Here is a 20,941-nt window from a genome sequence, read left to right on the forward strand (position 1 = left end):
CGGGCCCTTCATGGAATACCTCGCCTTCATCGTCGATCTCTTGCTGCATGTCGACCGTCACCTCGCCGAGTTGCTCGCGAACTACGGCGACTGGATCTACGCGATCCTCTTTCTGATCGTGTTCTGCGAGACCGGGCTGGTCGTCACGCCCTTCCTGCCCGGCGATTCGCTGCTCTTCGTCGCCGGAGCGCTGGCCGCCGGTGGCGGCATGGACCCGGGCGTCCTGATCGCCGTGCTGTTCGTCGCCGCAGTGGCCGGCGACTCGCTGAATTACACGATCGGCAGGCGTTTCGGCGGGCGGATGCTGCAATGGCCCGACAGCCGCTTCTTCAACCGCCGGGCGTTCGAGCGCACGCGCGAGTTCTACGAACGTCATGGCGGCAAGACCATCATCATCGCCCGCTTCATGCCGATCATCCGCACCTTCGCGCCCTTCGTCGCGGGCATGGCCGAGATGGAGTACCGACGCTTCATCGCCTTCAACGTGCTCGGTGCCGCGCTCTGGGTGGGGCCGCTCGTGATGGCGGGCTACTGGTTCGGCAACCTGCCGCTGATCAAGAACAACCTTACCTTGGTGATCTTCGGCATCATCGTGTTCTCGCTGACGCCGCTGTTCATGGGGTGGCTGCGCCACCGGGCGGCGTCGGTGAGCGCGAGACCATGACGGTCGCTGCGTGTCGCCCGGGCGAGGGCGGAAATCTGCTAGAATTTCGCGCTTTTTTCTAAACCTCACGCTTTCCCAAGCGCAGTTCCGGAGTTTTTCCATGGCAATCGAACGCACCCTGTCCATCATCAAGCCCGACGCCGTCGCCAAGAACGTGATCGGCCAGATCTACGCCCGCTTCGAAGCGGCCGGCCTGAAGATCATCGCCGCGAAGATGGTGCACCTGTCCGAGCAGGAAGCCGGACAGTTCTACGCGGTGCACAAGGCGCGCCCCTTCTTCAAGGACCTGGTGTCGTTCATGACCTCCGGCCCGGTGATGATCCAGTGCCTGGAAGGCGAGAACGCGATCGCCAAGAACCGCGAGCTGATGGGCGCCACCGACCCGAAGAAGGCCGACAAGGGCACCATCCGCGCCGACTTCGCCGACAGCATCGACGCCAACGCGGTGCATGGTTCGGACGCGCCGGAGACGGCCGCGGTCGAAGTGGCTTTCTTTTTCCCCGGCATGAACGTTTACTCGCGCTGAACGGTCCATTCCGACGGTCCCTCGCGCTGGTTCCGCGGTGCCTCCCGCACCGCGTCCGGCGTGTTCGGGCCGTTTGCATTTGGCCTCAACCGTTCTCTGGAGTGAAGTTTCAGGCATGAGCATTTCCGCCCCGGTCAATCTGCTCGATTTCGACGTCGACGGCCTCGTCGCCTGGTTCGCCGGGCTGGGCGAGAAGCCGTTCCGTGCCCGCCAGGTGATGCGCTGGATGCATCGCGAGGGCTGCGACGACTTCGACGCGATGACCGACGTCGCCAAGTCCCTGCGCGCCAAACTGAAGGAAATCGCGACGATCCGTGCGCCGCTGCCGGTGCGTGACTCGGTGTCGGCCGACGGTACGCGCAAGTGGCTGCTCGATGTGGGCAACGCCAACGCGGTCGAGACCGTGTTCATCCCCGAAACCCACCGCGGCACGCTGTGCGTGTCCTCGCAGGCGGGCTGCGCGCTCGACTGTGCGTTCTGTTCCACAGGCAAGCAGGGTTTCAACCGCAACCTGTCGGCAGCCGAGATCATCGGCCAGCTGTGGCTGGCGAACAAGCTGCTGGGCGCCGCCCGCGACACGGCGGCCGATCTCGAGGTCGGCGAGCAGGACAACGGACGCATCATCAGCAACGTCGTGATGATGGGCATGGGCGAGCCGCTCGCCAACTTCGATAACGTCGTCACCGCGCTCCACCTGATGCTCGACGACCACGCCTACGGCCTGTCGCGCCGGCGCGTCACGGTGTCGACCTCGGGCATCGTGCCGGCGATCGACCGCCTGCGCGACGAATGCCCGGTGGCGCTGGCGGTGTCGCTGCACGCATCCAACGATGCGCTACGCGACCGCCTCGTGCCGATCAACCGGAAATACCCGCTGCGCGAACTGATGGCCGCCTGCCGGCGCTACCTCGAGCGCGCGCCGCGCGATTTCGTCACCTTCGAGTACGTCATGCTGGACGGCGTCAATGACAGCGATGCGCATGCGCGCGAACTCGTCGCGCTGGTGCGCGATGTGCCGTGCAAGTTCAACCTGATCCCGTTCAACCCCTTCCCCCACGCCGGCTTCGAGCGCTCGTCGGCGGAGCGGATCCGCCGCTTCGGCGCCATCCTGATCGACGCCGGCATCGTCACGACGACGCGCAAGACGCGCGGCGACGACGTCGATGCCGCTTGCGGCCAGCTCGCCGGCCAGGTCCAGGACAAGACCCGGCGCAGCGTGCGCCTGCAGCGTGTGGCGGAGGAACGTCGATGAGGCGCACAGCGCTGGTGCTGGCCGTAGCGGCGGTGCTGGCGGCCGGTTGCGCCACGGCGCCGGTGGATACGGCGGGGCCCAGCCGGCCGCTGTCCGACCTCACCCCGGCCACTCCGGCGCAGGCGCGCGCGCGCGTGCATGTGGACCTGGGCATGGCTTATTTCGAAATCGGGCGCTACGATGTCGCGCTCGACGAAGCGAAGATCGCGCTCGGCGACAGCCCGGACTATGCGCCGGCCTTTCACCTGCTGGGTCTGGCCTACATGCTCGTCGAGGAATACGCCGCCGCCGGGGAGAACTTCGAGCGTGCGCTGCGCCTCGCTCCCGGTGACCCCGATTTCAACAACAGCTACGGCTGGTTCCTGTGTGTCCGGGGGCGCGAGCGCGAAGGTCTGGAGCGGCTGGCGGTGGCGGCGCGCAACCCGTACTACCGCCATCCGGCCCGGCCGCTGACCAACGCCGGGCTGTGCCACCTGCGGCTGGCCGACGAGGACGCCGCGGAAGCGCAGTTCCAGCGCGCGCTGCAGGCCGATGCGGACAACGCCCAGGCGCTCTACCAGCTCGCTGCGATCGCCTACCGTGGCGGGCGTCTCGACCAGGCGCGCGCCCACCTGGTCCGGCTGCACCAGCGTCTGGAACCGACTCCGGCTTCGGTCTGGCTCGGCCTGCGCACCGAGCGCCGCCTCGGCAACCACGACGCCGAGGCGAGTTATGCGGCGCAGCTGCGTAGCCGTTTCGCCCAATCGGAAGAATATCAACGGATGATCCAAGGGAAGTTCGAGTGAGCAGCATGCAGAGCGAAAACCTTCCCGCCGCGGCCGGCGAGCCCGCCGTGCCGTCGCCGGGGGCGCAACTGCGGCGCGCGCGCGAGGCGCGTGGCGAATCGGTGTCCGAAGTGGCGTTTGCGCTCAAGCTCAGTCCACGCCAGATCGACGCCCTCGAGCGCGACGATTTCGCCGCCTTGCCCGGGACGGCCTTCGTGCGCGGCTTCCTGCGCAACTATGCGCGCTACCTGGGGCTCGACGCCGCGCCGCTGCTCGACGGCGTACAGCATCTGGCCGGGTCGGCGGCCCCCGACCTGTCGCCGATCCGCAATGCCGACGGCGACCTGCCCAGCCGCAGCGGCCGGCGCCGGGGCGCATTCCCCGCCGGGATGCTGGTGCTGGCGCTGATGCTGCTGGTCGCCGCGGGCTGGTATTTCGATGGCTTCCGGACCGATCTGCCCGGGCTGGCGGATAACGGATCGATGGAAAGTGTCCCGGCGGAAAACGCGCCGGCGGAAAGCGCGCCGGTCGCGGTACTGCCGCTCGAGCGCGGCGACGCCGGGCCGGGGGCGGGCGCCGTCGCGCCGGGGGCGGACAATCCGCTGCAGCCGGAGGTCGCCGCGAGCACGCCGGCGGCCACCGCTGCCGAGATCCCCGCCAAGGCCGAGACGCCGGCCGCCGTGGACGGGCGCGTGGCGCCCGCGCCCGCCGCACAGGTGCCCGCTACGGAGGTGCCCGCCGCACCGCCGGCCCCGGTTGCAGAAGACGGACGCAGCGCCGCCGCGAGTCCACCGCCCGCCGCGCCGCAGGCCGGCAGCGGCGGCCGGCTGGTGCTGCGCTTTGGCGCCGACTCCTGGGTCGAGGTGCGCGACGCCGCGGGCGCGATCCTCCATTCCGGGCTCAACCGTGCGGGCTCGGTGCGCACCGTGCAGGGCAAGCCGCCGTTCGCACTGGTGGTGGGCAATGCGGCGGGCGTGGCGGTCGAGTTCGACGGCCGGACGGTCGATCTTGCCGCCCATGCGCGCGGCTCGGTCGCCCGCCTGACTTTAGGTGAATAGTTGGAAGCGATGAACCAGGACAAGGATTTTCCCCCCCTCGGCGCCGCCCCCGGGCGCCGCCGGCGCACCCGGCAGGTCGCGATCGGCAAGGTCAGGGTCGGCGGCGAGGCGCCGGTCGTGGTCCAGTCGATGACCAACACCGACACCGCCGATGTGCTCGGCACGGCGATGCAGGTCGCCGAACTCGCCCGCGCGGGTTCTGAAATGGTGCGGCTGACGGTCAATAACGAAGCGGCGGCGAAAGCCGTGCCGCACATCCGCGACCGTCTGCTGGCGCTCGGCGTGGAGGTGCCGCTGGTCGGTGATTTCCACTACAACGGCCACAAGCTGCTGACCGATTTTCCCGCCTGCGCCGAGGCGCTCGCCAAGTTCCGCATCAATCCGGGCAATGTCGGTGCCGGCGCGAAGCGCGACCCGCAGTTTGCCGCGATCGTCGAACTCGCCTGCCGCTACGACAAGCCGGTGCGCATCGGGGTGAACTGGGGCAGCCTCGACCCCTCGGTGCTCGCCCGCATCATGGACGAGAACGCCCACCGTGCCGCACCGCGCGATGCCGGTGCGGTGATGCGCGAGGCGCTGGTGGTGTCGGCGCTCGAATCCGCGGCCAAGGCCGAGGAGTACGGGCTGGCCGCGGACCGCATCGTGCTGTCGGCGAAAGTGTCGAGCGTGCAGGACCTGATCGCGGTGTACCGCGATCTCGCCCGGCGCAGCGACTATGCCCTGCACCTGGGGCTGACCGAGGCCGGGATGGGCAGCAAGGGCATCGTCGCCTCGACCGCCGCACTCGCGGTGCTGCTGCAGGAAGGCATCGGCGACACCATCCGCGTCTCGCTGACGCCCGAGCCGGGCGGCAGCCGCAGCCAGGAAGTCGTGGTCGCGCAGGAGATCCTGCAGACCATGGGCCTGCGCGCGTTCACGCCGATGGTCACCGCCTGCCCGGGCTGCGGGCGCACCACCAGCACGGTGTTCCAGGAACTCGCCGCCGGCATCCAGGACTACGTTCGTGCCCAGATGCCGGTGTGGCGCGAGCAGTACGATGGCGTCGAGAACCTGACCCTGGCGGTGATGGGCTGCGTGGTCAATGGGCCGGGCGAGTCCAAGCATGCGAATATCGGCATCTCGCTGCCGGGGACCGGCGAATCGCCGGCGGCCCCGGTCTATGTCGATGGGGAAAAAGTCGCCACCTTGCGCGGCGACGGCATCGCCGCCGAGTTCAGGGCCATCGTCGATCGCTACGTGGCGACGCGCTATGCAAGAAAGGCCGGCTGAGTCCGGCCCCAGGGACATGAACAAGGACGAGGGTGCGATCCACGCATCCCGCAACACGACAAGACGAACACAGCAATGAGCCAGACCTTGCAGGCGGTGCGCGGGATGAACGACATCCTGCCCGATGACGCCGAAACCTGGGAATACTTCGAAGACATCGTGCGCGACTGGCTGCAGAGCTACGGTTACCGCCCGATCCGGATGCCGCTGGTGGAGCCGACGCCGCTGTTCAAGCGCGCGATCGGCGAAGTCACCGACATCGTCGAGAAGGAGATGTACTCCTTCGAGGACGCCTTGAACGGCGAGCATCTGACGCTGCGCCCGGAAGGCACGGCCTCCTGCGTGCGCGCGGTGATCCAGCACAGCCTGATCCCGTCCGGCGGACCGCAGCGCCTGTATTACTACGGGCCGATGTTCCGCCACGAGCGTCCGCAGAAGGGCCGCTACCGCCAGTTCCATCAGATCGGCGTGGAGGCGCTCGGTTTCGCCGGCCCCGAAACCGACGCTGAGCTGATCCTGATGTGCGCACGGTTGTGGGACGACCTCGGGCTCGAGGATGTCACGCTCGAGATCAACTCGCTCGGCGCTCCGCAAGAGCGCGCCGCTCACCGCGCGGCGCTGGTCGCTTACCTCGAGCAACACCGGGACCAGCTCGACGAGGACGGCAGGCGCCGCCTCCACACCAACCCGCTGCGCATCCTCGACACCAAGAACCCGGCGCTGCAGGCCATCGTCGATGCTGCGCCGCGGCTCGCCGACTACCTCGGTGACGAATCGAAGGCGCACTTCGACGCGGTGCAGGTCTTCCTCAAGGATGCCGGGATTCCCTACCGGATCAACCATCGCCTGGTGCGCGGGCTGGACTACTACAACCGCACCGTGTTCGAGTGGGTCACGACGCGCCTCGGCGCCCAAGGCACGATCTGTGCCGGCGGGCGCTACGATGGCCTGTTCGAGCAGCTCGGCGGCAAGCCGCAGCCGGCCGCCGGCTTTGCCATCGGCATCGAGCGCCTGCTGTTGCTGTGGCAGGCCTGCGGTGGCGAGAGCGAGCGCATGGCGCCCGACGCCTACGTGGTCAGCGTCGGCGACGCTGCCCAGCGCCTGGCCTTCCGTGCCGCGGAGGCGCTGCGCGAACACGGCTTCGCCGTGCTGATGCACTGCGGTGGCGGCAGCTTCAAGTCGCAGATGAAAAAAGCCGACGCCAGCGCGGCTGCGGTCGCGGTGGTGATCGGCGAAGACGAGGCCGCGGCCGCTGAAGTCGGCCTCAAGCCCTTGCGCGGCGGCGGCGCGCAGCAGCGCGTCGCGCTCGAGACCCTGCCCGAGGCACTGGCAGGCTTGCTGTATCCTGAAGAATCCGTACAAGAGGGTTGATGATGGCGGTCTACGATCTGGAAGAGCAGGAACAGATTTCCGAACTCAAGGCGTGGTGGGCGCAGTACGGCAACCTGGTGGTCGGCCTGGCGCTCGCCGCCGCGGTCGCCGCGGTCGGCTGGCAGGGCTGGCAGTGGTTCCAGAACCGCAACGCCGCCGAGGCCGGCACCCTCTACTACGCGGTGCAGCAGGCCGCTCAAAGCCAGGATGCGCAAAAGGCGCGCGAGGCCGCCGGGCGCTTGATCGGCGAGCATGGCGGCAGTGCCAGCGCCCAGCTCGGCGCGCTGCTGGCGGCGGCGGTCCAGTTCGAGGCCGACGACCTGACCAATGCGCGGGCCCAGCTCGAATGGGCGGCGGACAAGGGCGCGGACGCGGCGCTGCGCGACCTCGCCCGGCTGCGCCTGGCCGCGGTGATGCTGGAGCAGGGCGAGCTCGATGCGGCGCTGGCGCGGCTGCAGGGCGCGCCGGTGACGGCGGCCTACAAGAGCCGCTACGACGATCTGCGCGGCGACGTGCTCGCGGAGCTGGGCCGGGCCGACGAAGCGCGGGCCGCCTACCGGGCCGCGATCGACAGCCTCGCTGCCGAAGGCGAGGAGGCCATGACGCTGCGCGAACTCGTCCGCGTGAAACTCGAATCCCTGGGAGCCTGACCGATGAAGTCGCTTTCGCTGCGTTTCGTTGCGCTTGCCGCCGCTGCCGCGCTGCTCGCCGGCTGCTCGTCGCTGAACCCTTTTTCCCACTCGCCTTCGGCGCCGGCGGCACTGACGGAACTGAAGCCGAGCGCCGAGCTGGCGAGGCGCTGGCAGGCCGACATCGGCGAAGCCGGGGGCTACCGCTTCCAGCCGGCGGTGTGGGGCGAGAGCGTGTACGCGGCCTCGCACCGCGGCGACGTCGGCCGTTTCGAAGACGGCCGCGCGCTGTGGCAGGTGCGTGCCGACAAGCGCCTGTCGGCCGGAGTCGGTGCCGATAGCCGGCTTGCGGTGGTGGTCGCCACCGACGGCACGGTGATCGCCTACGATGCGGCCAGCGGCAGCGAGCGCTGGCGTTCGCCGCTCGGCGCCGAAGTGCTGGCGCCGCCTGCGCTCGGCCCGGACTTCGTCGTCGTGCGCGCTTCGGACAACCGCCTGATCGCGCTCGATGCGCGCGACGGCAGCCGGCGCTGGGTGTACCAGCGCAACAATCCGCCGCTGGCGCTGCGCACGTTCGCCGGCGTGCTCATCGAGGGCAACGTCGTCCTCGCCGGCTTCCCCGGCGGCAAGCTGGCGGTGCTCAATCCCGCCAACGGCGGCGCGATCACCGAGCTTGGTGTCGCCCTGCCGCGCGGTGCCACCGAGCTCGAGCGGGTGGCCGACATCGTCGGCACGCCGGTGGTCGGGCGGCGCGAAGTGTGCGCGGTGAGCTACCAGGGGCGCGCGGCCTGCTTCGACACCACCAACGGCAACGCGTTGTGGGCGCGCGATTTCTCCAGCAGCGTGGGCATGGCGCGCGACGCGCGTTTCGCGCTGCTCGTCGATGAGCGCGATGCGGTGCATGCGCTTGACGCCTACAGCGGGGCGAGCGTGTGGAAACAGGACGCGCTAGTGCGGCGCCGGCTGTCGCGGCCGCTGATCGTCGGCGATCACGTCGTGGTCGGCGACGGCGAGGGCTATGTCCACCTTCTCGATCGTGAAACCGGTTCCCTGGCCGCCCGCGAACGCGCCGGCAAGGGGGCGATCGCCGCCGATCCGGTCGCGTTCGGGCGCGGCTTCGTCGTCCAGGGCGGCGACGGCGACATTACCGCGTACGAAGTGCGCTGAGGCAAGACAGGAAGTGAAACCCACCATCGTTCTGGTCGGTCGGCCCAACGTCGGCAAGTCGACTCTGTTCAACCGCCTCACCCGCACCCGCGACGCTCTCGTCGCCGACCAGCCCGGGCTGACGCGCGACCGCCACTACGGCATCGGCCGGGTCGGCGATCGCGATTACCTCGTCGTCGACACCGCCGGCTTCGATCCCGTCGCCAAGGACGGCATCATGCACGAGATGGCACGCCAGGCCGAGCAGGCGATCGCCGAGGCCGACGTGCTGCTGTTCCTGGTCGACGGCCGTGCCGGGCGCACGCCGCACGACGAGAATATCGCCGCCCGTCTGCGCCGCGCCGGCCGCCCGGTCCATGTCGTGGTGAACAAGGCCGAAGGGCTCGAGCGGGCGATGGTTGCTGCCGATTTCCACGCCCTCGGCCTGGGCGACCCGCTGGCGGTGTCGGCGGCCCACGGCGACGGCGTGAAGCAGCTCGTCGAGCTGGTGCTGGCGCCCTTCCCGGCGGACGAGGAAGGGGAAGTCGCCGCCGACGAAGGGCCGAAAGTGGCCATTGTCGGCCGCCCCAACGTGGGCAAGTCGACCCTGGTCAACACCTTGCTCGGCGAGGAGCGGGTGATCGCCTTCGATCTGCCCGGCACGACCCGCGACGCGATCTCGATTCCGTTCGAGCGCGGCGGCCGCCATTACACCCTGATCGACACCGCCGGCCTGCGCCGGCGCGGCAAGGTCTTCGAGGCGGTGGAAAAGTTCTCCGTGATCAAGACCCTGCAGGCCGTGCAGGAATCGAACGTGGTCGTCCTTGTGCTCGATGCGGCGCAGGACATTTCCGATCAGGACGCCCATATCGCCGGTTTCGCGCTCGAGGCCGGGCGCGCGCTGGTGGTGGCGATCAACAAATGGGACGCAGTCGACGACTACCGTCGCGACCGCCTCAAAGCCGACATCGCGCGCAAGCTGGCCTTCCTCGGCTTCGCCCGCTTCCACCAGATTTCCGCGCTCAAGTCCGAGGGCATCGGCGGACTGCTCAAATCGGTCGATGCCGCCTATGCCGCGGCGATGGCGAATCTGGCCACCCCGCGGTTGACGCGGACGCTGCAGCAGGCGGTCGCCCGCCAGGCGCCGCCGCGCCACGGCATGGCGCGGCCGAAGATGCGCTATGCCCACCAGGGGGGAGTGAATCCGCCGGTGATCGTGATCCACGGCAACGCTCTCGACGCCATTCCTGCGTCCTATGTCCGCTACCTGGAACGCTGTTTCACCGAGGCGTTCAAGCTGCAGGGCACGCCCTTGCGCATCCAGTTCCGCACCACGCACAATCCGTTCGCGGTGCGGGGCTGAATTTTCCCGCGCAGAATCCGTTTCCACGCCCGGGTTTCGTTGCATACTGCGATGCGGCAGTGCAGCAGCAAGCCCGAAATTTACATAAACACAATATAAAGAGGTTCAGCAATGAGCAACAAAGGGCAACTTCTACAAGACCCCTTCCTCAACACCCTGCGTCGCGAGCACATCCCGGTATCGATCTACCTGGTCAATGGCATCAAGCTCCAGGGCCAGGTCGAGTCTTTCGACCAGTATGTCGTCCTGCTGAAGAACACCGTCACCCAGATGGTGTACAAGCATGCGATTTCGACCGTGGTTCCGGCCCGTCCCGTCGTCATCCAGCAGGACGAGGGCAGCAACTGAAGCCCGCGGTGATGGCGCGCGACCGCTGCCCGTCGGTCGCGGGAGGTACGCATGTTTGAGCGCCCCGCCTCCGGCGAGCGTGCGGTCCTCGTCCAGCTCGACCTCGGCCAGGGGGCGATCGACGAGCGCCTGTCCGAGCTGAAGCTGCTCGCCGGCAGCGCCGGCGCCAGCGTCGAGGCGGTGGTCCAGGGCCGGCGCGCGGCGCCCGACCCCAAGCTCTTCGCCGGCAGCGGCAAAGTCCAGGAGATCGCCGAAGCGCTCCGTGTCCATGCCGCCGACATCGTGATCTTCAACCATGCGCTGTCGCCCGGGCAGCAGCGCAACCTCGAGCGCGAGCTGCAGTGCATGGTCATCGACCGCACCGCGCTGATCCTCGACATCTTCGCCCAGCGCGCCCGCAGCCACGAAGGCAAGCTCCAGGTCGAACTCGCCCAGCTCGAGCACCTGGCCACCCGGCTGGTGCGCGGCTGGACCCACCTTGAACGCCAGAAAGGCGGCATCGGCCTGCGCGGCCCGGGTGAGAAGCAACTCGAGACCGACCGCCGCCTGCTCGGCAACCGGGTCAAGATGCTCAAGTCCCGCCTCGCCCAGATCGAGAAGCAGCGCAAGGTGCGGCGCCGGGCGCGGGAACGCCGCGACGTCCTGTCGGTCTCTCTGGTCGGCTACACCAATGCGGGCAAGTCGACGCTGTTCAATGCGCTGACGAAGGCCGGGGCGTATGCGGCCGACCAGTTGTTCGCCACCCTCGACACCACTTCGCGCCGCCTCTACGTCGGCGGCGCCAGCGTCGTGCTGTCGGACACCGTCGGCTTCATCCGCGACCTGCCGCATGCGCTGGTCGCGGCGTTCCAGGCGACGCTGGAGGAAACCGCGCAGGCTGATCTGCTGCTGCACGTGGTCGATTCGGCGAGTGAGGATCGCGACGCCCAGATCGAAGCGGTGAATCTGGTCCTCGCCGAAATCGGCGCCGCAGCCGTACCGCAGATCCTGGTCTGGAACAAGATCGACCTGACGCACGCCACGCCGGCAGTCGAGCGGGGGGACTGTGATAAAATCAGGCGCATTTTTCTGAGCGCCAGAACGGGCGAAGGCCTCGACCTGCTTCGCGACGCGCTAGCCGAAGTGGCGCAGCAAACCTTTGGTGACGATGCCGACCGGATCGCCGGGACGGTGGACGAACGATCAGAACAATCGTGATAACAGGCATTCTCATGTCACTCAACGACCCACGCTGGGGTAGCCAGGGCGGTAACGACGGCGACCGCAACGACGGCAATCGCGGCGAAGACAGCCGCGACGGCGACAACCGCGGTGATCGCAACCGCGGCAGCAACCAGGGGCCGCCCGATCTCGAGGAGGTCTGGCGCGATTTCAATCAGCGTCTGAGCGGCATGTTCGGCAACAAGCGCGGCGGTCGCGGTGGCAGTGGCGGCGGTGGTTCGCCGCAACTGCCCGGTTTTTCCTTCAAGCAGTTCGGCGGCGGGATCGGCGTGCTGCTGGTGCTGGTCGCCGTGGTCTGGCTGGCGAGCGGTTTCTATACGGTCGATGCCAACCAGCGCGGGGTGGTCCTGCGCCTGGGCAAGTACGTGCAGACCACCGAGCCCGGCCTGCGCTGGCGCCTGCCGGCGCCGTTCGAGTCGCACGAGATCGTCGACCTGACCGGCGTGCGCACGGTCGAAGTCGGCTATCGCGGTTCGGAGCGCAACAAGATGCTGCGCGAATCGCTGATGCTCACCGACGACGAGAACATCATCAACATCCAGTTCGCCGTGCAGTACGTGCTCAACAGCCCGGAAAACTACGTCTTCAACAACCGCTTTCCCGATGAGGCGGTCGGCCAGGCGGCGGAAACCGCGATGCGCGAGATCGTCGGCAAGAGCCGGATGGACTTCGTCCTGTACGAAGGGCGCGAGGAAATCGCCGCCACCGCGCACGAGTTGATGCAGCGCATTCTCGACCGCTACGAAACCGGCATCCAGATCAGCCGCGTGACGATGCAGAACGCCCAGCCGCCGGAGCAGGTGCAGGCCGCGTTCGACGATGCGGTGAAGGCCGGCCAGGATCGCGAGCGGCAGAAGAACGAAGGCGAGGCCTATGCCAACGATGTCGTGCCGCGTGCCCGTGGTACCGCCTCGCGCCTGGTCGAGGAGGCGAACGCCTACCGCGAGCGCGTCGTTGCCAACGCCGAGGGCGAGGCCAGCCGCTTCAGCCAGGTCTTCGCCGAGTACGCCCGGGCGCCGCAGGTGACCCGCGAGCGCCTGTACATCGAGACCATGCAACAGGTGATGTCGAACACTTCCAAGGTGATGATCGATGCCAAGGGCAATGGCAACCTGCTTTTCCTTCCGCTCGACAAGCTGATGCAGCAGGCCGGCGCCAGGCCGGCGTCGGCGGCGTCCCTGCCCGACTCGCAATCGGCGGCCGGACTGAGCGCGAATGCGCCGATGCCGTCCCTGGATCCGCGCAATCGCGAACTGATGAGAAGCCGTGAGCGGGGAGAGCGCTGATGCGTGACAAGATGTCTGTGATTGGCGGCAGCCTGCTGCTCGCCGTGGTGATCGCCTCGATGTCGCTGTTTACCGTCGATCAGCGCCAGTATGCGATCGTGTTCCAGCTCGGCGAAGTCAAGGAAGTGATTTCCGAGCCCGGACTGAACGTGAAGCTGCCGTTCATCCAGAACGTGCGCTATTTCGACAAGCGCATCCTGACCATGGATACGCCGGAGCCGGAGCGCTTCATCACTTCCGAGAAGAAAAACGTGCTGGTCGATCACTTCGTCAAATGGCGCATCGTCGATCCGCAGCTGTACTACGAATCGGTCGCCGGCGACGAAGCGCGCGCGCGCATCCGCCTGACCCAGACGGTGAACGCCGGCCTGCGCGAGGAGTTCGGCCGCCGCACGGTCCATGACGTGGTCTCCGGCGAGCGCGACCGCATCATGGAGGACATGCGCAGCAAGGCCGACCAGGATGCGCGCAAGATCGGCGTGCAGATCATCGACGTGCGCCTGAAGCGGGTCGATCTGCCCAACGAGGTGTCCGAGTCGGTGTATCGGCGGATGGAAGCCGAGCGCAAGCGCGTCGCCAACGAGCTGCGCTCGCTGGGTGCGGCCGAAGCCGAAAGCATCCGCGCCGATGCCGACCGCCAACGCGAGGTCATCATCGCCGAGGCCTATCGATCGGCCCAGGAGGCCATGGGTGAGGGCGATGCCAAGGCGACCGCGATCTATGCCGAAGCCTACGGCAAGAGCCCGGACTTCTACGCCTTCTACCGCAGCCTCGAAGCCTACCGCTCGAGCTTTTCCGGCAAGGACGACGTGATGGTGGTCGACCCGAGCTCGGACTTCTTCCGCTTCATGAAGGATGCCGGAGGCGCTGCGCGCAACTGATTCCTTCATGGGCAGCTCGCTACTGACCGCCTTCGCCCTGATGCTGATCATCGAAGGTTTTCTTCCCTTCATCGCGCCAGCGGCCTGGCGCGAAACTTTTTTGCGCCTGGCGCGCATGGGCGACGGCCAGATCCGCTTCATCGGGCTGACCTCCATGCTCGCCGGTCTCCTCCTGCTGTTCATTTTCATCTGACCTCATCTGACACTCTCATGCGCTGGGTCTTGCCCGATTACATCCAGGATGCCCTGCCGTCCGATGCCCATCAGCTCGAGACGCTCCGGCGCCGGCTGCTCGACGCCTTCCGGGTGCGCGGCTACCAGCTGGTGATGCCGCCGCTGCTCGAATACCTCGATTCGCTCACCACCGGTGCCGGTCGGGATCTCGAGCTGCGCACCTTCAAGCTGGTCGATCAGTTGTCCGGACGCACGATGGGAGTGCGCGCCGACATGACGCCTCAGGTCACCCGCATCGATGCCCATCTGCTGAACCGCCGGGGCGTGTCGCGGCTGTGTTACTGCGGCAGCGTGCTGCACACCCTGCCGTCGACCCTGACCGCGACCCGCGAGCCGCTCCAGCTTGGCGCCGAGCTCTACGGCCACGCCGGGATCGAGGCCGACGTCGAGATCCTGCACCTGCTCGCCGAAGTGCTGCGCCTGGCCGAAGTGCCGGCGTCGCGCATCGACATCGGCCACGTCGGCCTGTTCCACGCGCTGGCGGCGCGTGCCGGGCTGGTGCCGGGGCGCGAGGAAGAGTTGTTCGACCTGCTCCAGGCCAAGGACGTGCCGGCGCTGCACGATGCGCTTGCCGGGGTGGCCGAGCCGGTGCGCAGTGCGCTGCTCGCGCTGCCCGAGCTCTATGGTGGGCCGGAAGTGCTCGAGGTGGCTGCCGCACGCCTGCCGCAGGACGCGGAAATTGCCGCCCTGCTGGGGGAACTGCGCCAGCTTGCCGCCGCCCTGGCCGATCTGCCGATCAGCTTCGATCTGGCCGACCTGCGCGGCTACCACTACCACAGCGGCGTCGTGTTCGCCGCTTACGGCGCTGATTCGCCGGCCGCGCTCGCGCTCGGCGGACGCTACGACCGGGTCGGCGCGGCCTTCGGTCGTGCCCGTCCGGCGACCGGGTTCAGCCTCGACCTGCGCGAGCTGGCCTGGCATCTGCCGTGTTCACCGGCGGGCCTCGGCGCGGTGCTCGCGCCGCTCGCCGAAGACCCCGAGTTGGCGGCCGAAGTGGCCGCCCTGCGCGCTCGTGGCGGGATCGTCGTCACCGCGCTGCCGGGACATGAAGGAACTTGGAACGAGGCCGGTTGCGACCGGCAACTGGTGAAACGGGACGGGCGCTGGACGCTCGTGCCGTTACAGGGAGAGTAAGGAAATGGCAAAGAACGTCGTCGTCGTCGGCACCCAGTGGGGAGACGAAGGCAAGGGCAAGATCGTCGATTGGCTCACCGACCACGCCAAAGGCGTGGTGCGCTTCCAGGGCGGGCACAACGCCGGCCACACGCTGGTCATCGGCCAGAACGAATACAAGCTCAATCTGGTGCCTTCGGGCATCGTGCGCGAGGGGGTGGCCTGCTTCATCGGCAACGGTGTGGTGCTCGACGTCCACCATCTGCTGTCCGAGATCCGCAGCCTCGAAGCCGGCGGCATCCAGGTGCGCGAGCGCCTGCGCGTGAGCCCCGGCTGCCCGCTGATCCTCGGCTACCACAGCGCGCTCGACCGCGCGCGCGAAGCCGCCAAAGCGGCCGGCGACAAGATCGGCACCACCGGCAAGGGCATCGGCCCCACCTACGAGGACAAGGTCGCCCGCCGTGCGCTGCGCGTCTACGACCTGTTCGACCGCGAACGCTTCGCCGCCAAGCTGAAGGCGAACCTCGAATATCACAATTTCGTCCTGACCCGGCACCTCGGTGCCGAGCCGGTCGAATTCCAGACGGTGTTCGACGAGGCCATGGCTGACGCCGCCGAGCTGCTGCCGATGGTGGCCGACGTCTCCGCCGAGCTCTATGCGATCAACAAGGCGGGCGGCTCGTTGCTGTTCGAGGGCGCGCAGGGCACGCTGCTCGACATCGACCACGGCACCTATCCGTTCGTCACTTCCAGCAACTGCGTCGCCGGCCAGGCCGCGGCCGGTTCCGGCGTCGGCCCCAGCCGCCTGCACTACGTGCTCGGCATCACCAAGGCCTACTGCACGCGGGTCGGCGGCGGCCCGTTCCCGACCGAGCTCGACATCGAGACCCCGGGCGTGCCGGGCGAGCAGATGTCGACCAAGGGCCGCGAGTTCGGCACCGTCACCGGGCGCAAGCGCCGCTGCGGCTGGCTCGACCTCGCCGCGCTGAAGCGCTCGATCATCATCAACGGCGTCACCGGGCTGTGCATCACCAAGCTCGACGTGCTCGACGGGCTGGCCGAACTGAAGCTGTGCACCGGCTACCAGCTCGACGGCAAACGCATCGACCTGCTGCCGATGGGCTCGGAAGAGGTCACCCGCTGCGAGCCGATCTACGAGACGATGCCGGGCTGGAGCGGGACGACCTTCGGTGCGCAGAGCTGGGATGCGTTGCCGCAGGAGGCGCGCACTTACCTGCATCGGATCGAGGAGATCTGCGAGATTCCGATCGACGTGATCTCGACCGGTCCCGAGCGCGACGAGACCATCCTCCGTCGTCATCCGTTTGGCGCCTGATTTCGCCTCGTCGCCGAGCCCGGTCGGCGCTGCGACCGGCACCGCAGAAAACGCGGGAGTGGTCCTGTCCGCGAACGGCTTCCCCGCATGGGGCGTTCGCGGGCCGGTCCGCTCCCGCGGCATTTCCGCCAGCGCGGCCGCACGCTTGCCGGTGAACGAAAAAAGCCGGCTTTCAGCCGGCTTTTCCCTGCGTTTGGTGCCCAGAAGAGGACTCGAACCTCCACGCCTCGCAGCGCTAGTACCTGAAACTAGTGCGTCTACCAATTCCGCCATCTGGGCAGGGACGCGCATAATAGCAAAGGCTTTCATCTGCGGGAAGGGTTTCACCCATTTTTTCGCGCCCCGGCCGTCGATCAAGGCGGTCCACGCGCGATGCAGCAGCGCCACCCCCCGGCGCTTGGCGGCGGACAACAAAAAAGCCGCTCCGAAGAGCGGCTTTCCTTACAACTGGTGCCCAGAAGAGGACTCGAACCTCCACGCCTCGCGGCGCTAGTACCTGAAACTAGTGCGTCTACCAATTCCGCCATCTGGGCAGGAAGACGCGCATTATAAGCACCGAAAGAAGATTGTCAATGACTCGCAAAACGAAAAAAACCACCTCCAGGCGCGGCACGACGCAAGCCGGCGCGGCCGCGCGCACGAACTCCACCCACCACAGCGAGAAGGCGCGCAAGAGTGCCGGTGACGGCCACCGCGCTGCTACCGCCGCGCCTTCGGCCGTGGCGGAAGCAGCGAAGGGCGCGGCGAAGGCGGCTGTAAAGGGCCCCGGCCGCAGCCGTGCCGCACGCAAGGCCGCGGCCGCCCAGGCGAGCGCCATCCGCCTCGCCGACCCGCACTACCTGCGGGAATCGCAGCAGTACGAACATCCGCTGCCCAGCCGCGAGTACGTGCTCCAGATCCTTGCCGAGCGCGGCGTGCCGATGCCGTTCGCGGAGCTTGTCGCGGCGCTCGACATCGCGCCGCATGAGCTCGATTTCTTCGACCGCCGCCTGCGGGCGATGGAGCGCGACGGCCAGATCATCCGCAACCGGCGCGATGCCTATCTGTTGCCGTCCAAGGTCGATCTGATCAAGGGCCGTGTCGAGGGCCATCCGGACGGCTTCGGCTTCCTGCGCCGCGACGACGGCGAGCCCGATGTCTTCCTCGGCCCCAAGGAGATGCGCGAAGTACTGCACGGCGACCGCGTGATCGTGCGCATCTCCGGCACCGACCGCCGCGGCCGCCCCGAAGGCAAGCTCGTCGAGGTGCTCGAACGGGCCAACACCCGGGTCGTCGGCCGCGTCATCAACGAGCACGGCGTCATGATCGTGGTGCCGGAGAACCGCCGCCTGGCGCAGGACATCCTGGTCGCCCCGGGTGGGCGCAAGAAACCCGAGCCCGGCCAGATCGTCACCGTCGAACTGGTCGAGCAGCCGACCAAGTTTGCCCAGCCGATCGGGCGTATCGTCGAGGTGCTGGGCAACTACGCCGACCCCGGCATGGAGATCGAGATCGCGCTCAGGAAGCACGATCTGCCCTTCGAGTTTTCGTCGGAAGCCAAGGCGCAGACGCGCAAGCTCCCCGACAAGGTGCGCAAGAAGGACTGGGCCGGGCGCGAGGACCTCACCGGACTGCCGCTGGTCACCATCGACGGCGAAACCGCGAAGGATTTCGACGACGCGGTGTATTGCGAGCGTCAGGGCAAGGGCTACCGCCTGGTCGTCGCCATCGCCGACGTTTCGCACTACGTCGACGCCGCCAGCGCGCTCGACCAGGACGCCTTCGATCGCGGCAACTCGGTGTATTTCCCGCGCCGGGTGATCCCGATGCTGCCGGAGAAACTCTCCAACGGCCTGTGCTCGCTCAATCCGCAGGTCGAGCGCCTGGCGATGGTGGCCGACATCGACATCTCCGCCACCGGGGCGGTCAAGCAGTACCGCTTCTATCCGGCGGTGATCTGGTCGCATGCCCGCCTGACCTACACCCGGGTGGCGGCGGCGCTGTACGACAAGGATGCGGCCGCGCGCACCGAACTGGCCGCGCTGCTGCCCCATCTGGAAAACCTCGACCAGCTTTTCCGCGTCCTGCTCAAGGCGCGCGCCAAACGCGGCGCGATCGACTTCGAGACCACCGAGACGCGGATGATTTTCGACGACCAGGGCAAGATCGCGCAGATCGTGCCCGAGGTGCGCAACGATGCCCATCGGCTGATCGAGGAGTGCATGCTCGCCGCCAACGTGTGTGCGTCCGACTTCCTCGCGACCCGTGAGCATCCGGCGCTGTACCGCGTCCACGACAGCCCCTCCGAGGACAAGCTCGCCAAGCTGCGCGAATTCCTCAAGGAGTTCGGCCTCGGCCTGGGCGGCGGCGACGAACCGCGCGCGAGCGATTTCGCCAAGCTGCTCGAACAGGTCAAGGACCGCCCCGATGCCCAGCTGCTGCAGACCGTGATGCTGCGCTCCTTGAAGCAGGCGATGTACAGCCCGGACAACGTCGGCCACTTCGGCCTCGCCTACGAGTCCTACACCCACTTCACTTCGCCGATCCGGCGCTACCCCGACCTGCTGATCCACCGCGGCATCAAGGCCGCGCTCGGCGGCGAGCAGTACCGCCCCGGCGACTGGGAGCAGATCGGCCTGCACTGCTCGATGACCGAGCGCCGCGCCGACGAGGCCACGCGCGACGTGGTCGCCTTCCTCAAGTGCTACTTCATGCAGGACCGCGTCGGCGAGGAATTCACCGGCAGCGTGTCGGCGGTCGTCCCTTTCGGCCTCTTCGTCGCCCTCGACGACATCTTCATCGAGGGCCTGCTGCACATCTCGGATCTCGGCAGCGACTACTTTCACCACGACGAGACCCGCCACGCCCTCGTGGGCGAGCGCACCGGCAAACAGTTCCGCCTCTCCGACCGGGTCAAGGTGCAGCTCGTGCGGGTCGACATGGCGACCAACAAGATCGATTTCCGCCTGATCGAGGGGCCGCTGCCGGCGCAGCCGAAAGCGCCGGCGAAGGCCGCCGAAGCCGCGCCTGTCGCGATCCAGCCCGAGGCTGGCAAGAAGGCAGCCAAGCCGCGCACCAAAAAAGCCGCAGCGGCGCCGGCGGTCGAGGCGGTGCCGGCGCCGGCCGTGCCGTTGCCGCTCGCCGCCCCGGTCGCTTCGGAAACTTCCGCCCCGAAACCGGGCAAGGCCCGCGCAAAGAAGGCGGCTGTCAAGGCGGTGGCCGAGTCCGCGCCTGCAGCCGCCATAGAAGCCCCGGTAGCGGCCCCGGCTGCCGCTGCCGAGGTGGCCGAGCCCAAAACCCGGAGCAAGCGTGCGAAGAAGGCAGCCGTCGAAGCGGTCACCACGGCGGCGCCTGCGCCGCTCGCCGCCCCCCCGGTTGCCGCCGAGCCGAAGCCACGCACCAAGCGTGCGACGAAGCCTGCAGCCGCGCCGGCCGTTGAGATTGCAGCCGCCGCCCCGGTGGTCACCGAGGCGAAAGCCCGCAAGGCGCGCACGAAGAAGACCGTTGCAGAGCCGGCGGCGGTCGCTCCGGCGCCGGTCGAGGCCCCTCCCGCCGCCGCAGCGAAGCCGCGCACGCCGCGCGTGAAGAAGGCCGCTGCAGCACCGGCTGCCGAAGCGCTAGAATCCGCGCCCCCGACTTCGACTCCGGCCCGCCGTGCTGGCCGCAAGACTTCCGCAAAAGGCACCGACCGTGGCTAAAGCACCCGAGAACACTCCCACCCGACTGATCTACGGCTTTCATGCCGTCTCCGCCAAGCTGCGTCATGCACCTGATTCGGTGATCGAGGTCTTCCTCTCGGCCGACCGCAAGGATGCGCGCGTGCGGAAATTCCTCGCCCAGGCCGAGGCCGCCGGAGCGCGCGTCACCCAGAGCGAAGGCGACAAGCTCGACGGCCTGGTCGGCACTCGCCGCCACCAGGGCGTGGTCGCCAAGGTCGACGCCACCCGGCGCGAGATCAAGCTCGCCGACGTGCTCGACGGCCTGGACGAGAACGCGCTGATCCTGGTGCTGGACGGCGTCCAGGACCCGCACAATCTCGGCGCCTGCCTGCGCGTCGCCGACGCCGCCGGCGCGCACGCCGTGGTCGCGCCCAAGGACCGCGCCGTGGGGCTCAACGCCACCGCGGTCAAGGTCGCCAGCGGTGCGGCCGACACCGTGCCCTACATCACCGTCACCAACCTCGCGCGCGCGCTGCGCGAGATGCAGGAGGCTGGGGTGTGGGTGATCGGTGCCGCCGGCGAGGCCGAGCAAACGCTCTACGACATCGACCAGAAAGGGCCGCTCGCCTGGGTCCTCGGCGCCGAAGGCGACGGCCTGCGCCGGCTCACCCGCGACACCTGCGATGCGCTCGCCCGCATCCCGATGCACGGCAGCGTCGAGAGCCTGAACGTGTCGGTGGCGAGCGGGATCTGCCTGTTCGAGGCCCGCCGCCAGCGCGGCTGAAGGCTCCGGCAGCGGCGGTGCGCGCTCCGCCCCGGGGTGCCGGGGGCACGGGCGCCTG

19 protein-coding genes and 2 tRNA genes are annotated in these 20,941 nt (G+C 68.3%); 19 read left to right on the forward strand and 2 right to left on the reverse strand.

Annotated elements, in window-relative coordinates; all coding sequences use genetic code 11:
* Nucleotides 1-10: 10 nt before the first annotated feature.
* The 17 genes from Tharo_RS04970 to Tharo_RS05050 all read left to right on the forward strand — a co-directional run bounded on the left by Tharo_RS04970 (nucleotide 11) and on the right by Tharo_RS05050 (nucleotide 16,461).
* Nucleotides 11-664, forward strand: coding sequence for a DedA family protein (locus Tharo_RS04970; protein ID WP_107220247.1), 654 nt, complete (start codon nucleotides 11-13; stop codon nucleotides 662-664).
* Between the two features lie 100 nt (nucleotides 665-764).
* A complete protein-coding gene (gene ndk / locus Tharo_RS04975; protein WP_107220248.1) occupies nucleotides 765-1,190 on the forward strand; it encodes a nucleoside-diphosphate kinase in 426 nt (141 codons plus the stop codon).
* Between the two features lie 115 nt (nucleotides 1,191-1,305).
* Nucleotides 1,306-2,442 (forward strand): dual-specificity RNA methyltransferase RlmN, encoded by a 1,137-nt coding sequence (rlmN, locus tag Tharo_RS04980; protein ID WP_107220249.1) that lies wholly within the window; start codon nucleotides 1,306-1,308, stop codon nucleotides 2,440-2,442.
* A complete protein-coding gene (pilW, locus tag Tharo_RS04985) occupies nucleotides 2,439-3,227 on the forward strand; it encodes a type IV pilus biogenesis/stability protein PilW (RefSeq protein ID WP_107220250.1) in 789 nt (262 codons plus the stop codon). The genes rlmN and pilW overlap by 4 nt, the downstream gene beginning before the upstream one ends.
* Nucleotides 3,228-3,232: 5 nt before the next feature.
* On the forward strand, nucleotides 3,233-4,264 hold the full coding sequence (locus Tharo_RS04990) for a helix-turn-helix domain-containing protein (RefSeq protein ID WP_107222314.1): 1,032 nt from the start codon (nucleotides 3,233-3,235) through the stop codon (nucleotides 4,262-4,264).
* A gap of 9 nt (nucleotides 4,265-4,273) precedes the next feature.
* Nucleotides 4,274-5,533: a flavodoxin-dependent (E)-4-hydroxy-3-methylbut-2-enyl-diphosphate synthase gene (ispG, locus tag Tharo_RS04995; RefSeq protein WP_107222315.1), complete on the forward strand. Its 1,260-nt coding sequence runs from the start codon at nucleotides 4,274-4,276 to the stop codon at nucleotides 5,531-5,533.
* A 75-nt stretch (nucleotides 5,534-5,608) separates the two neighbouring features.
* Nucleotides 5,609-6,904 (forward strand): histidine--tRNA ligase, encoded by a 1,296-nt coding sequence (hisS, locus tag Tharo_RS05000; protein WP_107220251.1) that lies wholly within the window; start codon nucleotides 5,609-5,611, stop codon nucleotides 6,902-6,904.
* A gap of 2 nt (nucleotides 6,905-6,906) precedes the next feature.
* The gene (locus tag Tharo_RS05005) at nucleotides 6,907-7,554 is read left to right on the forward strand and encodes a tetratricopeptide repeat protein (protein WP_107220252.1); all 648 of its coding nucleotides are present in this window, start codon (nucleotides 6,907-6,909) and stop codon (nucleotides 7,552-7,554) included.
* A gap of 3 nt (nucleotides 7,555-7,557) precedes the next feature.
* Nucleotides 7,558-8,700 carry an outer membrane protein assembly factor BamB gene (gene bamB, locus Tharo_RS05010; RefSeq protein WP_107220253.1) on the forward strand — a complete coding sequence of 381 codons (1,143 nt, stop codon included), beginning with the start codon at nucleotides 7,558-7,560 and terminating at the stop codon, nucleotides 8,698-8,700.
* 13 nt (nucleotides 8,701-8,713) lie between these two features.
* Nucleotides 8,714-10,042 (forward strand): ribosome biogenesis GTPase Der, encoded by a 1,329-nt coding sequence (der, locus tag Tharo_RS05015; protein WP_107220254.1) that lies wholly within the window; start codon nucleotides 8,714-8,716, stop codon nucleotides 10,040-10,042.
* A gap of 111 nt (nucleotides 10,043-10,153) precedes the next feature.
* The gene (hfq, locus tag Tharo_RS05020) at nucleotides 10,154-10,390 is read left to right on the forward strand and encodes an RNA chaperone Hfq (RefSeq protein WP_002924769.1); all 237 of its coding nucleotides are present in this window, start codon (nucleotides 10,154-10,156) and stop codon (nucleotides 10,388-10,390) included.
* Nucleotides 10,391-10,441: 51 nt separating this feature from the next.
* Complete coding sequence (hflX, locus tag Tharo_RS05025; RefSeq protein WP_107220255.1) at nucleotides 10,442-11,587, forward strand: ribosome rescue GTPase HflX; 1,146 nt, start codon at nucleotides 10,442-10,444, stop codon at nucleotides 11,585-11,587.
* Nucleotides 11,588-11,601: 14 nt separating this feature from the next.
* Nucleotides 11,602-12,897 carry an FtsH protease activity modulator HflK gene (hflK, locus tag Tharo_RS05030; RefSeq protein ID WP_107220256.1) on the forward strand — a complete coding sequence of 432 codons (1,296 nt, stop codon included), beginning with the start codon at nucleotides 11,602-11,604 and terminating at the stop codon, nucleotides 12,895-12,897.
* Nucleotides 12,897-13,778 (forward strand): protease modulator HflC, encoded by an 882-nt coding sequence (gene hflC, locus Tharo_RS05035; RefSeq protein WP_107220257.1) that lies wholly within the window; start codon nucleotides 12,897-12,899, stop codon nucleotides 13,776-13,778. Before hflK ends, hflC begins: the two co-directional genes overlap by 1 nt.
* Nucleotides 13,779-13,785: 7 nt before the next feature.
* The gene (locus Tharo_RS05040) at nucleotides 13,786-13,971 is read left to right on the forward strand and encodes a DUF2065 domain-containing protein (protein WP_107222316.1); all 186 of its coding nucleotides are present in this window, start codon (nucleotides 13,786-13,788) and stop codon (nucleotides 13,969-13,971) included.
* A 17-nt stretch (nucleotides 13,972-13,988) separates the two neighbouring features.
* On the forward strand, nucleotides 13,989-15,146 hold the full coding sequence (locus Tharo_RS05045; protein ID WP_107220258.1) for an ATP phosphoribosyltransferase regulatory subunit: 1,158 nt from the start codon (nucleotides 13,989-13,991) through the stop codon (nucleotides 15,144-15,146).
* 4 nt (nucleotides 15,147-15,150) lie between these two features.
* On the forward strand, nucleotides 15,151-16,461 hold the full coding sequence (locus Tharo_RS05050) for an adenylosuccinate synthase (protein WP_107220259.1): 1,311 nt from the start codon (nucleotides 15,151-15,153) through the stop codon (nucleotides 16,459-16,461).
* Nucleotides 16,462-16,655: 194 nt separating this feature from the next.
* Here Tharo_RS05050 and Tharo_RS05055 read toward each other — a convergent pair.
* Both Tharo_RS05055 and Tharo_RS05060 read right to left on the reverse strand, forming a co-directional pair.
* Nucleotides 16,656-16,740: transfer RNA gene (locus tag Tharo_RS05055), tRNA-Leu, on the reverse strand.
* Between the two features lie 169 nt (nucleotides 16,741-16,909).
* A tRNA-Leu gene (locus Tharo_RS05060) sits at nucleotides 16,910-16,994 on the reverse strand.
* 39 nt (nucleotides 16,995-17,033) lie between these two features.
* Between Tharo_RS05060 and rnr the strand changes: the two genes are divergently transcribed.
* Nucleotides 17,034-20,138 (forward strand): ribonuclease R, encoded by a 3,105-nt coding sequence (gene rnr / locus Tharo_RS05065; RefSeq protein WP_245881002.1) that lies wholly within the window; start codon nucleotides 17,034-17,036, stop codon nucleotides 20,136-20,138.
* Nucleotides 20,131-20,883, forward strand: coding sequence for a 23S rRNA (guanosine(2251)-2'-O)-methyltransferase RlmB (rlmB, locus tag Tharo_RS05070; RefSeq protein ID WP_107220260.1), 753 nt, complete (start codon nucleotides 20,131-20,133; stop codon nucleotides 20,881-20,883). Before rnr ends, rlmB begins: the two co-directional genes overlap by 8 nt.
* Nucleotides 20,884-20,941: the final 58 nt, after the last annotated feature.

This window comes from Thauera aromatica K172, from assembly GCF_003030465.1.
Lineage (GTDB): Bacteria > Pseudomonadota > Gammaproteobacteria > Burkholderiales > Rhodocyclaceae > Thauera > Thauera aromatica.

Coding starts and splice junctions, on each gene's coding strand:
- Tharo_RS04970 (WP_107220247.1), top strand. CDS start 11: ATGGAATACCTCGCCTTCATCGTCGATCTCTTGCTGCATGTCGACCGT.
- ndk (WP_107220248.1), top strand. CDS start 765: ATGGCAATCGAACGCACCCTGTCCATCATCAAGCCCGACGCCGTCGCC.
- rlmN (WP_107220249.1), top strand. CDS start 1,306: ATGAGCATTTCCGCCCCGGTCAATCTGCTCGATTTCGACGTCGACGGC.
- pilW (WP_107220250.1), top strand. CDS start 2,439: ATGAGGCGCACAGCGCTGGTGCTGGCCGTAGCGGCGGTGCTGGCGGCC.
- Tharo_RS04990 (WP_107222314.1), top strand. CDS start 3,233: ATGCAGAGCGAAAACCTTCCCGCCGCGGCCGGCGAGCCCGCCGTGCCG.
- ispG (WP_107222315.1), top strand. CDS start 4,274: ATGAACCAGGACAAGGATTTTCCCCCCCTCGGCGCCGCCCCCGGGCGC.
- hisS (WP_107220251.1), top strand. CDS start 5,609: ATGAGCCAGACCTTGCAGGCGGTGCGCGGGATGAACGACATCCTGCCC.
- Tharo_RS05005 (WP_107220252.1), top strand. CDS start 6,907: ATGGCGGTCTACGATCTGGAAGAGCAGGAACAGATTTCCGAACTCAAG.
- bamB (WP_107220253.1), top strand. CDS start 7,558: ATGAAGTCGCTTTCGCTGCGTTTCGTTGCGCTTGCCGCCGCTGCCGCG.
- hfq (WP_002924769.1), top strand. CDS start 10,154: ATGAGCAACAAAGGGCAACTTCTACAAGACCCCTTCCTCAACACCCTG.
- hflX (WP_107220255.1), top strand. CDS start 10,442: ATGTTTGAGCGCCCCGCCTCCGGCGAGCGTGCGGTCCTCGTCCAGCTC.
- hflK (WP_107220256.1), top strand. CDS start 11,602: ATGTCACTCAACGACCCACGCTGGGGTAGCCAGGGCGGTAACGACGGC.
- hflC (WP_107220257.1), top strand. CDS start 12,897: ATGCGTGACAAGATGTCTGTGATTGGCGGCAGCCTGCTGCTCGCCGTG.
- Tharo_RS05040 (WP_107222316.1), top strand. CDS start 13,786: ATGGGCAGCTCGCTACTGACCGCCTTCGCCCTGATGCTGATCATCGAA.
- Tharo_RS05045 (WP_107220258.1), top strand. CDS start 13,989: ATGCGCTGGGTCTTGCCCGATTACATCCAGGATGCCCTGCCGTCCGAT.
- Tharo_RS05050 (WP_107220259.1), top strand. CDS start 15,151: ATGGCAAAGAACGTCGTCGTCGTCGGCACCCAGTGGGGAGACGAAGGC.
- rnr (WP_245881002.1), top strand. CDS start 17,034: ATGACTCGCAAAACGAAAAAAACCACCTCCAGGCGCGGCACGACGCAA.